General features: G+C 38.2%; 12 protein-coding genes and 2 pseudogenes. 11 read left to right on the top strand and 3 right to left on the bottom strand.

All coding sequences use genetic code 11. The features are described from left to right. The first annotated feature begins 51 nt into the window (after window positions 1-51). From AAZO_RS05125 to AAZO_RS28835, 9 genes and pseudogenes are all read left to right on the top strand, one after another. The gene (locus AAZO_RS05125) at window positions 52-1,206 is read left to right on the top strand and encodes a beta-ketoacyl-ACP synthase (protein ID WP_013190431.1); all 1,155 of its coding nucleotides are present in this window, start codon (window positions 52-54) and stop codon (window positions 1,204-1,206) included. Window positions 1,207-1,729: 523 nt separating this feature from the next. Next, a pseudogene (locus AAZO_RS28845) lies at window positions 1,730-2,211 on the top strand (DUF928 domain-containing protein). 135 nt (window positions 2,212-2,346) lie between these two features. Then, on the top strand, window positions 2,347-2,748 hold the full coding sequence (locus tag AAZO_RS42260) for a CHASE2 domain-containing protein (protein ID WP_338027046.1): 402 nt from the start codon (window positions 2,347-2,349) through the stop codon (window positions 2,746-2,748). A gap of 5 nt (window positions 2,749-2,753) precedes the next feature. Next, window positions 2,754-3,029 carry a CHASE2 domain-containing protein gene (locus tag AAZO_RS42255; RefSeq protein ID WP_338027045.1) on the top strand — a complete coding sequence of 92 codons (276 nt, stop codon included), beginning with the start codon at window positions 2,754-2,756 and terminating at the stop codon, window positions 3,027-3,029. Window positions 3,030-3,143: 114 nt separating this feature from the next. After that, window positions 3,144-3,860 carry a CHASE2 domain-containing protein gene (locus AAZO_RS42250; RefSeq protein ID WP_338027044.1) on the top strand — a complete coding sequence of 239 codons (717 nt, stop codon included), beginning with the start codon at window positions 3,144-3,146 and terminating at the stop codon, window positions 3,858-3,860. Between the two features lie 171 nt (window positions 3,861-4,031). Beyond that, window positions 4,032-4,235 carry a hypothetical protein gene (locus AAZO_RS42245; protein WP_338027043.1) on the top strand — a complete coding sequence of 68 codons (204 nt, stop codon included), beginning with the start codon at window positions 4,032-4,034 and terminating at the stop codon, window positions 4,233-4,235. 45 nt (window positions 4,236-4,280) lie between these two features. Beyond that, window positions 4,281-4,448, top strand: a complete 168-nt coding sequence (locus tag AAZO_RS42240) for a hypothetical protein (protein ID WP_338027042.1) — start codon at window positions 4,281-4,283, stop codon at window positions 4,446-4,448. Window positions 4,449-4,857: 409 nt separating this feature from the next. Continuing rightward, window positions 4,858-5,058, top strand: coding sequence for a helix-turn-helix domain-containing protein (locus AAZO_RS42235; protein WP_228371509.1), 201 nt, complete (start codon window positions 4,858-4,860; stop codon window positions 5,056-5,058). Window positions 5,059-5,515: 457 nt separating this feature from the next. After that, window positions 5,516-5,698, top strand: a pseudogene (locus tag AAZO_RS28835) (Uma2 family endonuclease); the annotation flags it as partial. A 699-nt stretch (window positions 5,699-6,397) separates the two neighbouring features. On the opposite strand, the gene AAZO_RS05110 reads toward AAZO_RS28835, so the two are convergent. The 3 genes from AAZO_RS05110 to AAZO_RS05105 all read right to left on the bottom strand — a co-directional run bounded on the left by AAZO_RS05110 (window position 6,398) and on the right by AAZO_RS05105 (window position 7,561). Continuing rightward, window positions 6,398-6,733: an RNA recognition motif domain-containing protein gene (locus AAZO_RS05110; RefSeq protein WP_013190430.1), complete on the bottom strand. Its 336-nt coding sequence runs from the start codon at window positions 6,731-6,733 to the stop codon at window positions 6,398-6,400. Beyond that, the gene (locus AAZO_RS34915) at window positions 6,718-6,870 is read right to left on the bottom strand and encodes a hypothetical protein (RefSeq protein ID WP_013190429.1); all 153 of its coding nucleotides are present in this window, start codon (window positions 6,868-6,870) and stop codon (window positions 6,718-6,720) included. Before AAZO_RS34915 ends, AAZO_RS05110 begins: the two co-directional genes overlap by 16 nt. A gap of 130 nt (window positions 6,871-7,000) precedes the next feature. Next, window positions 7,001-7,561 carry a phycobiliprotein lyase gene (locus AAZO_RS05105; RefSeq protein ID WP_013190428.1) on the bottom strand — a complete coding sequence of 187 codons (561 nt, stop codon included), beginning with the start codon at window positions 7,559-7,561 and terminating at the stop codon, window positions 7,001-7,003. 453 nt (window positions 7,562-8,014) lie between these two features. On the opposite strand from AAZO_RS05105, the gene AAZO_RS05100 reads away from it, so the two are divergent. Next, the gene (locus AAZO_RS05100) at window positions 8,015-9,400 is read left to right on the top strand and encodes an efflux RND transporter periplasmic adaptor subunit (RefSeq protein ID WP_013190427.1); all 1,386 of its coding nucleotides are present in this window, start codon (window positions 8,015-8,017) and stop codon (window positions 9,398-9,400) included. Window positions 9,401-9,457: 57 nt separating this feature from the next. Further along, on the top strand, window positions 9,458-12,670 hold the full coding sequence (locus tag AAZO_RS05095) for an efflux RND transporter permease subunit (protein WP_013190426.1): 3,213 nt from the start codon (window positions 9,458-9,460) through the stop codon (window positions 12,668-12,670). Window positions 12,671-12,700: the final 30 nt, after the last annotated feature.

The following is a 12,700-nucleotide window of genomic DNA, read 5'->3' as shown; positions in this document are numbered from 1 at the left end:
CTGCTAAAATCTAAAATCTAAAATCTAAAATCTAAAATCTAAAATCTAAAATTGGTTAGGGTTGTTGTCACTGGTATTGGTTTAGTTTCTGCTTTAGGTAACAGCTTAGAAGATAGCTGGCAAAATTTACTATCTGGTACAACGGGAGTTAAATTACATCAACCATTTCCAGAACTCTTAAAAATTCCTTTAGGCTTAATCGGTGACAAACCATCCGACTTGAGTACACTGACTAAGATGGTTGTTAATTCTGCTTTAGAAGATGCTAAATTAGTAGCGCCTTTGGTTGATTGTGCCGTGGTAGTTGGTTCTAGCCGTGGTTATCAAGGGTCTTGGGAAAAGTTAGCGCGACAGATGTATGGCAAAGATACCCTTGAACTGTCCTTGAAATTGGAAGATTGGTTGTATACTTTACCCCAGATGAATGCGCTCGCTGTAGCCAGAGAAATCGGTGCAACAGGGATGGTTTTAGCCCCAATGGCGGCTTGTGCTACGGGAATTTGGGCAATTGCCCAAGCTGTGATGTTAATTCAAACAGGGCAATGTCAACGAGTGATCGCAGGTGCAGTGGAAGCACCAATTACCCCTCTTACCATCTGTGGATTTCAGCAAATGGGGGCTTTAGCAGCAACAGGGGCTTATCCCTTTGATTTACACCGAGAAGGGTTGGTATTAGGTGAAGGTGGGGCTGTATTTGTTCTCGAATCTGCGGACTTGGCAAAACAACGTCAAACAAAGCCAGAAAATATTTATGGGGAAATTCTGGGTTTTGGCTTGACAGCAGATGCATTTCATGGTTATCAGCCAGAACCAGAAGGTAAAGGTGCGATCACAGCTATCCAGCAATGTTTAAAACGTAGTCGCTTAAGACCAGCAGATATTGACTACATTCACGCGCATGGTACAGGTACTCTCCTCAACGACCGCATCGAAAGCAAAATAATTCAGCATTTATTTCCCCCAACAGTAGCAATTAGTTCCACTAAAGGTAGTTCAGGTCATACACTAGGAGCATCAGCAGCTTTAGGCGTGGCTTTTGCACTTATGAGTATAAGGTATCAAACATTACCGGCCTGCGTGGGATTGCAGGAACCAGAATTTGATTTAAATTTTGTCACCACAGCAAAAGAAACAAAAATCTCCCAGATACTCTGTTCCAGCTTTGGTTTTGGCGGACAGAATGCAGTGATCGCTTTAAGTAAGTAGTGGAAATTTGATTGCTGAGTGCTAGATTTGAATTTGCTAACAGAAACATTGCGGATGAATATTTCGTCTTGTCAAGCATTAACCACCATATTAAAAATAATCCAATCATCAAATTAGCAAAGATAGTTCGTAAATCAATATTAACACATTGTATCAAATGATATTGTGTCTTTTCCTTCATCTCGCTGACCAATGATTCTTTAATGGTACAAGCCCCCAAATTTATCTGTGAGGTCAATCTAAGGTCGTTGGACCAAGACTCTGGAAAGTCCAAAATTGAATGACGTAACGTCCATCTATGACAATAATTAATCAAGGGGATATTCAACTATGAAATGGCTTTAGGCATCTATATCTTTTCTAGTATTGTCTTTATCTTTATATTCCCAAGTACCATCAGTACTAGCTCAATCATATTCAAACACCAAAACTAGGCAAATAAGTCAAAAATTGCCACCTTCAATAGACAATCAGTCCAAACTTCTAGTCCTTGGTTTTGCAGCTAGATTTAAACCGTTAGTAGATGAGCAACCTAATCCTCCAACAGTTAGTTGAAGCAGCAACTCGTGGTTCTTCATGCCTCAAAAACAAACAGGAAATAACAGCCTTACTTCCGGCCAATAAATCAGGACTGACCTTAAATGAGCATCCTACATTTTTTGGTATATACCCCAGATCCCCGAGCCAACTGCCGAATTTGCTCTCATCAATGATGCAGAAAAAAAAGTAATTTATAAAACAACATTAACCTTACCTAAACAACCAGAAATTATCAGGTTTACTCTACCTGAGAATGCACCAAAACTGAGAATAAATACTACTGATCATTGGTATTTAACCCTAATTTGTGATCAAGAAGACTCTAGCCACAATCCTTATGTAGAAAGTTTTGTTAAACGAATTCCAGCAAATTTATCATTGTCAGAGTCCTTAGTCAAAGCAGATTTACTCCATAAATCTACTTTCTATGCACAAGCTGGAATTTGGCATGAAGCACTATCTTAGAGTTTAGAATTACGTTGTACTCAGCCTAATAACGAAATAGTTAAAATAAATTGGAGGCAATTTTTAGACTCAGTGGGATTACCTAATGTTGCATCTGAACCATTAGTGGATTCTTGCAAGACCAAGAATTAATCAATGAATTTCATTTTAGAGGATTTAGAAAAAAATCTATGGGAATGGCGTGGCGTGTTAATTGCTGTTCCCAGTGTCATATTTATTGTGATCGCACTACGTTTCACTGGATTACTTCAATCTTTAGAATTAACAGCATTAGATCAACTGTTTCTAGTCCGTCCACAAGAACGGATTGATAATCGCATTGTCATAGTCGAAATTAATGAAGAAGATATTAATAATCAAAAAGTCTGGCCTATTTCTAATGCGGTCATGACCAAGTTTTTAAAAAATATCAAACAGCAACAGCCCAGGGCTATAGGTTTAGATATTTGTGGTAATTGGCCAGTTAATACTCGACAAACAGAACTGGTTAACTTATTTGAATCTATGCGTAATTTGATTGGCATTGAAAGGTATTAGAAAATATGGATAGCTCTTTAGTTCACGCATCACCTATTTTAAAAAAACTTCAACAAGTTGGAGGAAATGACCTACCTCTTGATGGAGATGGTAAAATCTATCGAGGAATGTTGTATTTATATTTAAATGAAAATGATTATATTGAAAGTCTTAGTCTTAAGTTAGCACTTTTATATTTAAAAGCAGAAGGAATTACTGAAAAAGCAGCAACAACTAACCCCAAATATTTACAACTAGGTAGACGGGTTGTCCCCATGTTTAAGAATAATGATGGTGGTTAAGTCAGGGAGAAATCTGGGAGCTACCAAATACCATTCAACTATCGAGGAACGATGCAAAAGTCTGTCAAAGTTTCTCTCACAGATCTAGTATAAAACCGGGTTTAACCAAATTTAATGTTACGGAAAGTGGTAATAGTTAGTTCAATTGCGGAGAGTTTAAAAGATAGGTTTTTCACACCTTATAGTAGTAAATCATCTGCAGCTCCACAACGGATGGTAGGTGTAATAATCCACGCTAATTTAACCAGTCAAATTTTGAGTTCGGCTATAGATAGTCGTCCACAAATTAAACCTTGGTCTGAATTTGAAGAAGGACTTTGGATTTTATTATGGTCTATGATTGGTTGTCTATTATTTTGGCAGCAACGCCATAATATATTTTTGATTACCGTTAGTTTTGTGTTGACTGGTAATGCATTGATTGTCTGCTGCTTCTTAGTATTTTTAGCTGGCTGGTGGATCCCTTTGATTCCACCAATATTAGCTTTAGTAGTATCAACTGTTATTATTACCCAATATATTTTTCAGAGTGCAGTCAATATGCAAAAAACTTTTGGGCGTTATCTTACAGATGAAGTTGTTACCAATTTAATAGAAATGCCTTCTGGTTTAAAGTTAGGAGGACAACGGAGGAAAGTTATAATTTTAGTATCTGATGTTATAGGATTTTCCGCTATTTATGAAAAATATCCTCCTGAACAAGTGGTAGAAATTCTAAATTTTTATCTGGAAGTAATGACAGATGTAATTAATCAGCACAAAGGTACGATTAATGATTTTATGAGTGATGGTATTTTGGTGATGTTTGGAGCGCCTATTAGTCAGTCGTGAAGATGATTCTCAAGGAGCGATGGCTTGTGCTGTAGCCATGGAGTTGGCAATGGAAAAGGTGAATGGAAAAATCAGCAAATGAATTCACCCATTCTAGAAATGGGAATTGGTATTAATACAGGAGAAGTAGTAGCCGGGAATATTGGATCTTAAAAACGGGCTGAATATACTGTGATTGGTAGTCATGTAAATTTAGCTGCTCAGATTGAATCATATTCTGTAGGAGGACAGATTTCAATTTTTGAGTATACTCTATTAGATGCCAATATTGAGTTGAGACTTGATAGTAACTTACAGGTAGAACCAAAAGGGATTAAACAACCTATTACTACTTATGAAATTGTTAGTTTTGGTGAGAAATGTAATTTACATTGACCTAAATTTGATGAAGAAGTCGAAATTTTAAATGATGAAATACCAGTGGAATTTATCTTTTTACATGGTAAACACCCAGGTGTAAAATTATTGCCAGGGGTATTAGTCGGACTGTTTGAAAATCGCGCACGAATTCGTTGTAAATATGATTTGGTAATATTAACTAATATCAAGTTGAAGTTATTAACAGATACAGCAGTATTTACAGAATAACCAGATGTATATGCCAAAGTGATACAAAAATTTGCAGCAGAGGAAAATGATTTTTCACTTCGGTTTACAGGAATTCCTCCCAAGGGACTCAAACGACTTAGAAAGGTACGTCAGAGTTTGGCTTAAAGGTATCGGTGTCAGGAGTCAGAATTCACGGGAGTTTCACCTATTAGGCCTTGTGCGAATTACACCTATTCCAGGAAGATTTATCTGAAAATGGGGTAAAAACACGTATTAGACCTGTCAGGAAAATTAACTTGGTGTGAAAAAAATGGTGGAAGGGAATGTTGAGGGTGTAGCAAAAGGGAAAATCTACTAAATTAACTATATTCAAGAATATCCACATCGTACACAACAAATACTGGGAATAACTAACCATCAGTTTCAAGACTTGTTAGCCCAAGGTGAAATGCAGCATAAAAAACTTCAAGGTGACATAGAAAGTAAAAACATAGGTATAAATCAGAAAGGAGGAGGGGGGAAAGGGAAACTAGAGATAAAAGAACAGGTATGTCTATGCTTGTTCTATTGGAGGACAATGCCAACATTTGAGGTTTTAGGTTTGCATTTCGGTATATGGAAAACGGAAGTAAAGGACACATTTCATTAGTGGCTAGAAATATTACGAGATGTTTTCCCTCCTAGTCTCCGTGTACAGGTAGAAAAACATGGTAGTGATTATGCCATGGCGACTCAGAACAAAGGGCAGGAAACAAAGAGTTTTCCACCAAGGCTATTGTTGTTGAATAGGTCATTAGACTTGTAAAAACATTCCGGGTACCTTACCTGAACAAAGATTTCCCCTGAATTACCCAATTTACTTACAAGTAATTCTTACTAACTATTTGTGGTTTAGTCACATTAGGAATTGGTTCATTAGTTTTGCCCATTTCATAAATGTTATGGATATATGGATATGAGGTCAGTTATAAATTTGTCATCAACATCTTCATGGATAGGAACTATCAGTTACTATTCCCAACCCTAATTCTTTCCTTGGTTCTTTCCTCATCTTAACACTATGGAAAGCTAGACACAGACTCCTTTCTAAATTTTCGCCCCTCTCTATTGAACTGAGATCAAAAACCGACAGACTCAAAACCCTGCAAGAAAAGATGCAGGAATATATAGATAATGGTTTGCGTTTAGGTTGGTTGATTAATCCCCAAGACAAACAAGCAGAAATTTACCGACCTGGAAAACCTGTAGAAATTATCCAACTTCCTACAGGGAGCAAGGCGATTTTGTGAGGTGGGGGTAAAAGTGTGCTTTTAGCTACAGCAACCACAGATATAGCTAAAATGTTTTTCTGGAATTAAAGTAAAATAAATCACATCAAGCAAATAAAATTCCAAGACGAACTATCTTCTCAAAATATCCTAAGAAGACTTGCATTCAATAATTTGTGGCTGGTGGGAATAAGCTGCTTAGGTAAGTAATCAAATAGGCAGGTATTGATTACCAAAATTCTGTTAAATGGGAGTTGTAGGTATAAAATATTAGACAGTTTGAAGATGGATAAAAGAGGTAAAAATGGAATTACAGAAATTATGATGCCAACTTCCAGCTATCCATTGACAAGGAAGATGTAACATAATTTCCGCATTTTCTTTTAACCGAAATTTACTGTTTACCTTCATTATTAAATTGAATTAAATTGACAACTTGTATGTATACAATATTTTAATTGTACGGTAAATGATTTTTACCGATGCCTATTTTGGGTTTTTAGTGATCGATGGCACACTTACTTTTTGCCCCACCTGACAAAATCGCGTTGCTCCCCTTCCTACACTACTTTCTGGAGAAGACATTCTACCAGGATTTTAACTACAGCTATAAAATGAAAAACCAAAATACTAAAAAGCAACGCACCCCGCAGTCGGAATGGGTTGCTTCTATTTAATCGAAACTAGCTATTCAATGGAAACTAGCTATTCAGGGGAAACTTAGTAACGATTGCGACTACCGCCGCCACCGCCACCACCGTAACCGCCACGACCACCGCCGCCGCCTCCATAACCACCACCGCCACCACGGTCTTCTTTGGGCTTGGCTTTGTTAACTTTCAAATCACGACCCATCCATTCAGCACCATCAAGGGCTTCAATGGCCGCGGTTTCTTCTGCATCAGAACTCATTTCTACAAAAGCGAAGCCACGTACACGGCCGGTTTCCCGGTCAGTGGGAATTTGAACACGCTTTACAGAACCGTATTCTGCGAAAACCTGTGTCAAAGCGTCCTGTGTAACTTCGTAAGAAAGATTGCCTACGTAAACTGACATATAATGTCTCCAAAATCACGAGTTTGTAGAGATTTAGATTTCGGAGAGCAGTCTGTAAATACCACAAGTAAAAAGCCTGTCAATACTAACAACAAAATCACTAATCGCCGAATTAATTCTCTCCCTAATGATGACATACAAACCAGGTTTTTGGGAGAGGATTTTACGAAATTTTTATAGAAAATTTTGCCAGCCCTGGAAATATTAGTGCTGGCTAGTATTTCAAGCTGATAGCTGACGGATGTACACAGGGTGGACGCAAGGTTATCACATTAAGGGATTAGTTTCAGCTTGAATGCGCTTTTCCAAATATTGACCAATCATTAACTGTTCGCCAGCACGGGAAATAATACTTTGTCTGGTGCGGTATTTATCACCAATGAGCTTAATTTCTTCCTCAAATACTGAATTGTTGTATTCCGTTCGCAAGCACAGGGTTTTGGGATGCGGGAAATTATATTGAGCTGTTACAGGTTTGGTAGTAGCAAAACCGCGATCGCGATACAAAATATTTCCCAAAACACCAAAAATTGTCATACCGATGGCTTCTTTTATCGCGTTGTGTAAATCGGTACTTTCCCAACTGACTTTTGCACCACAAGTCAAACTTCCTAAATTTGACAAGTCGTGTAAGTGAGCCAGTTGTTGCAATTCATCATCTCCCTGTGCCAAAAATCTGATGGTAATAATACTTACGATTTCCTTAATTTTACCTTGTGGTAGGGTATAATAGCGCCGTTCAGAACGCCATTGTCCTACAGATGCTTGAAAAAACTCTGCAATCATTTGTTCATCGGCAGTTTGGACAATTTTCAGCAGTGATGTCACTTGTTACCTTCCTCACTTAATGTGAATTGTTCCTTTAGTGACTTCCGTCACTACTCTATGGTGATTACGAAAGCAATATTTATTTAATATTCTTAATATATACACAAAGTCTTCAAGAATTCCAGTCTCAATAACCCTTTAACTGACAAATTTCCCGTAAAAACCTAATTAATTTTTAGCAGCTAAATCATGACCTATTACCTATTACCTATTGTTGGCATAATCTTTATACTAACTTTATAATCTTTGAGACTATCAGCAATTACACACATTTATATCCTGTAGATATGGTGATAATTCTGCCAGTGTGAACAAGCCAAAAAAAGTGATGAGGAATACATAAATAGTTGAAGAAACGATGACGTTATTTTTTTCTTAGTTCATACCTATTCCCAATCAATTGGGAAGGAAAAGCTGTTTGAGTGCAAATACTGCCCAATTGGAGAAAAGTTCATGGTTTTGGACACAAATAAGTCACAAAAACAGGTGAAAATATCAACTCCTATAGTTACCAAACCAGTTATCAATAACTATAGTTTATTAATGTTCTGTATGCTGTTACTGGCATTACTAACAGCAAGTTGTGGTTCATTACCAAAAGAATCAGCCGGAGCCCAATCGAGGCGACCTGATGGTAGAGAAAGAGGTAATAGTGAAGCATCTGTAGATGTAGCGATCGCCCGAACTAACTTATTACGTCCTCCAGCAGGTTATATCGGTAACACCACCCCATTTAGGACAGTTTCTGTGCGATCGCAAGTAGAAGGAAGACTCATCGCCCTCAATTTAGATGTTGGAGATACAGTCAACCGTGGAGAAATTATTAGCCAGTTAGACGACGTTCTACTGATGACGGCATCACAGCAAGCAGAAGCAGAACTAGCAACCAGTCAATCAGAAGTCGCTAGGGCGATGACACAAGTAAGTAATGCTCAAGCAGAAGTCGAAAAAGCCAGATTAGAAGTTATCCAAGCCCAAGCAGACTCCCAAAGACAACAACAATTATTCAAAGCGGGAGCAATTTCCGAACAAGCCGCCCAACAAGCCAACACCAAAGCCCAAACAGTCCAAAAAGCCCTACAAGCCACCATTGAACAAGTCCGTACAGAAAAACAAGCTGTAGCCGCCGCGCAAGGTAGAGTATTTGCCCAGCAAGCAGTAGTTAAAGCCGCCAAAGAACGTCGTTCCTATTCCCGCTTAATCTCCCCCATCACCGGCGTAGTCACAGAAAAAGTCACAGAACCTGGTAATCTTCTACAACCAGGAAGCGAAGTCTTAAAAATTGCTGACTTGAGTCGGATTAAAGTAGTAGTCCAAGTTTCCGAATTAGAACTAGCAAAAATACAGGTCGGGCAATCTGTACAAGTGCGTTTAGATGCCTTCCCAGATCAAACCATCATTGGTAGAGTAGCGCGTATTTCTCCAACTGCTGATAGCACAGCCAGGTTAGTACCTATAGAAGTAGTCATTCCCAATAGTGGCGGAAAAACTGGTAGCGGACTACTAGCACGAGTCAATTTTACGACCCAAACACCACAGCGAGTCGTGGTGTCACAAACAGCAATTAATGTAACAGATCAACAAACAAAACCAGAAAATACCACAGGTACGATATTTATTCTTCAAGAAACCGACGGTAAAGCCAAAGTAAAAGAACAATCTGTAACTTTAGGGAAAAAAGCTAACGGTAGTGTAGAAATTCTCTCTGGCTTACAACCAGGAGAAAGTTATGTTGTTCGTAGTAGTAAACATTTAAAAGACAATGAAGTTGTCAAGTTATCAATTTTGTCGGAAAAAGATTTGAAAGAACCACAAAAAACACAAAAAAAGAATTTTTAGGTGGTGTTAAGCAAGAGCTGATTCATAATATACAGTTTGAACTTTGAATTGGTAAAGATGCAAATAACAAACAACAACGGCTTTAGTATCAGCGCCATTTCTATCCGTCAGCATATCGCTACTCTCATGCTGACCTTGGCTGTAATTGTTATGGGTGTATTTTTCATTATTCATTTACCCGTGGATTTACTTCCATCTATTACTTATCCCCGAATTGGTGTGAGGATAGAAGCACCAGGAATTTCTCCAGAAGTAGCAATTAATGAAGTTACCAAACCTCTAGAAGAAGCTTTTTCTGCAACAGAAGGTGTAATTCAAGTTTTTTCCCGCACTCGTGAAGGACAAGTGAGTTTAGATTTGTATTTTCAACCAGGAGGAAATATTGACCAAGCCTTAAATAATGCTACAGCAACCTTTAATCGATCCAGAAACAGATTACCAGACACTATTACAGAACCACGTTTATTTAAAGTAGATCCTTCCCAATCACCTGTTTATGAATTCGCACTTACTTCACCTACTCTTAAAGCTGTTGACTTGCGGGTTTTTGCAGAAGAAGAATTAGCTCGTGAATTGGGTGTAGTACCAGGAGTAGCAATAGTAGATGTATCAGGAGGAGTTAAGGAAGAAGTTAGGGTAAATGTTGATTTAGATCGTCTCCAATCTATTGGTGTTGGTTTGACAGATGTGTTAAATCAACTGCAAGACCGTAACCAAGATATTTCTGGAGGAAGGATTCTAGGTCCAAATTCTGAACCTTTAATCCGCACCATGGGACGCTTCCAGAATGCTGAGGAAATTAACAATATTTCTTTTGAAGTATCTGCACGTAATTCTAATCTTAAAAATCGTGTTTATTTGCGTGACTTTGCCCAAGTTATCGATGGTTCAGAACAACAACGGGTTTATGTATTACTGAATGGTCAAGAAGCAGTTAAAGTCAGTATTCAAAAACAGCCAGATGCTAATACTGTAAATGTTGTTGATGGTGTAAAAAAACGTTTAGAAAAACTTAAGGAAGCTGGTGTAATTCCTGCTGAAGCAACCCTCACATCTACTTTAGATGAATCAATACTTATCCGCAGTTCTCTGGCTAATCTTACTTCTTCTGGATTGATTGGTTCAGGTTTAGCAGCTATAGCCGTTTTTCTGTTTCTAGGTTCTCTAAGACAAACTTTAATTATTATTCTGGCTATTCCCCTAGCATTTTTAACAGCTATTATTTTCATGGGAATATTCGGTTTATCCCTGAATATTTTTAGTTTGGGTGGTTTAGCCTTGGGTGTGGGAATTGTCGTTGATAATTCCATCGTCATGTTAGAAAATATTGCCGAGGGAATTAATCAATCAAAATTACAAAATCAAACATCAAAATTACCAACTGCTTTAATTATTCAACAGGCAGAAAAAAGCAGTCGAGAAGTAGAATCAGCTTTAGTAGCTTCTACAAGTACAAACTTGGTAGCAGTATTACCATTTTTGCTGATTGGTGGTTTTATCTCATTACTCTTTAATGAGTTAATTCTCACCATCAGTTTTGCGGTAGCAGCTTCAGTTCTTATTGCTGTTACTGTTGTCCCCATGCTGACATCTCGACTGTTAGCTTTACCAGTTTCTAGTTCTCTAGGTAATTTTTGGTTTTTCCGCGAGTTTAATCACCGTTTTGAAGCCACTACAAGATTATATGGTGGTTTGTTAGCTAGGATCTTACGCTGGCGGTTATTAACTATTGCGATCACTACTATCATATTAGGTGCTGGTAGTTGGTGGATGGCTCCTCAACTTCCCCAAGAAATTCTCCCCCCCATCAACACCGGACAAGTTAGCTTAATAGCTCAATTTCCCCCCGGTACACCTCTAGAAACTAATCAAAAAGTCATGAGGGCTGTAGATCACATTCTCCGTCAGCAACCAGAAACAGAATATGCGTTCTCTACAGTAGGTGGTTTTCTCTTTGGTAGCAATAGTACTGCTAATCCCCTGAGAAGTTCCAGCACCATTACCCTCAAACCAAAAACAGATATAGAGACTTATGTTGAGCGTGTCACCAAAGAATTTACTAAGCTAAACCTAGTAGATATTCGCCTCGGTTTAGCCCCTGGTCAAGTGCGGGGTTTAATTCTTAACAACTCCCCTACTCGCGGTGCTGACGTTGACATAATTCTCCAAGGAAATAACTCAGACACTTTAGAGAAAGCAGGTCATGCTTTATTAAAAACTTTAGAAGAAAAAGTTACCTCAGTTAGATTCCGTCCTGATGCAGATGTAACTCAACCAGAAATCCAGATTTTACCTGACTGGGAACGAGTGGCTAATGTCGGTTTAAATACTAAAGATATTGGGGAAACAATTCAGACCGCCATTATAGGTAGCGTAGCCACCCAACTACAACGCAATAACCGTTTGGTAGATGTGCGAGTTGAGTTAAATGAAGCTTCAATACAAACAACTTCCCAGTTAGAGAGATTACCTTTATTTGTAGAAGGTAATCAACAAATTCGCTTGAGTGATGTAGCGACAATTGCCGAAGGTAAAGCACCAGGAGAAATTCAACGGATTAATCAGCGTCAAGTTTTTTTAATAGCTGGTAATTTGGCAGAAGGAGCAAGTCTTAGTCAAGCATTAGATCAAGTTGATCTAGTTCTCAAAAATGCAAATTTCCCTCAAGGTGTCAGTCTTTTACCCAGTGCAACAGCGGAATCTAATCAAGAACTACAAAAATCAATACAACTGTTGGGAGGTTTAGCAATCTTTTTAGTCTTTGTGGTGATGGCTGTACAATATAATTCCCTCATTGATCCTTTAGTAATTCTGTTGACCATTCCTCTGGCATTAGCAGGAGGTATTTTTGGGCTTTATATCACCGGAACTGCTATTGGTGCTACTGTCGTCGTCGGTGCAGTTTTGTTAGTAGGTATTGTGGTTAATAACGCCATTATTATGGTGGAGTTAGCAAATCAAATTCGAGAACGAGAAAGAATTGACCGTCGTACCGCCATTTTAAAAGCAGCACCTCAACGTTTACGCCCTATTTTCATGACAACAATTACCACAGTTCTGGGTATGTTTCCCCTGGCTTTAGGAATTGGTGAAGGTTCAGAGTTTCTTCAACCTTTGGGTGTAGTTGTATTTTCTGGGTTGTCTTTAGCAACAATGCTTACTCTATTTATTATCCCCTGTTTTTATACTCTGCTCCATGATTTAATTACTGGACGTTGGGCAAAACCTGTACTTATCAAAATCTGGAAGAGAAATTTAAACAAAGCATAATTTAGAAATTTAGAAACAAGATCCCTCATT

This window comes from 'Nostoc azollae' 0708, assembly GCF_000196515.1.
Lineage (GTDB): Bacteria > Cyanobacteriota > Cyanobacteriia > Cyanobacteriales > Nostocaceae > Trichormus_B > Trichormus_B azollae.
This window is presented reverse-complemented; position numbering and strand designations above follow the sequence as displayed.

Bases quoted from the DNA above. Each gene is read 5' to 3' on its own strand.
- AAZO_RS42260 (WP_338027046.1), top strand. From the start codon at position 2,347: ATGAATTTCATTTTAGAGGATTTAGAAAAAAATCTATGGGAATGGCGT.
- AAZO_RS42255 (WP_338027045.1), top strand. From the start codon at position 2,754: ATGGATAGCTCTTTAGTTCACGCATCACCTATTTTAAAAAAACTTCAA.
- AAZO_RS42250 (WP_338027044.1), top strand. From the start codon at position 3,144: ATGTTACGGAAAGTGGTAATAGTTAGTTCAATTGCGGAGAGTTTAAAA.
- AAZO_RS42235 (WP_228371509.1), top strand. From the start codon at position 4,858: ATGCAGCATAAAAAACTTCAAGGTGACATAGAAAGTAAAAACATAGGT.
- AAZO_RS05110 (WP_013190430.1), bottom strand. From the start codon at position 6,733: ATGTCAGTTTACGTAGGCAATCTTTCTTACGAAGTTACACAGGACGCT.
- AAZO_RS34915 (WP_013190429.1), bottom strand. From the start codon at position 6,870: ATGTCATCATTAGGGAGAGAATTAATTCGGCGATTAGTGATTTTGTTG.
- AAZO_RS05100 (WP_013190427.1), top strand. From the start codon at position 8,015: ATGGTTTTGGACACAAATAAGTCACAAAAACAGGTGAAAATATCAACT.
- AAZO_RS05095 (WP_013190426.1), top strand. From the start codon at position 9,458: ATGCAAATAACAAACAACAACGGCTTTAGTATCAGCGCCATTTCTATC.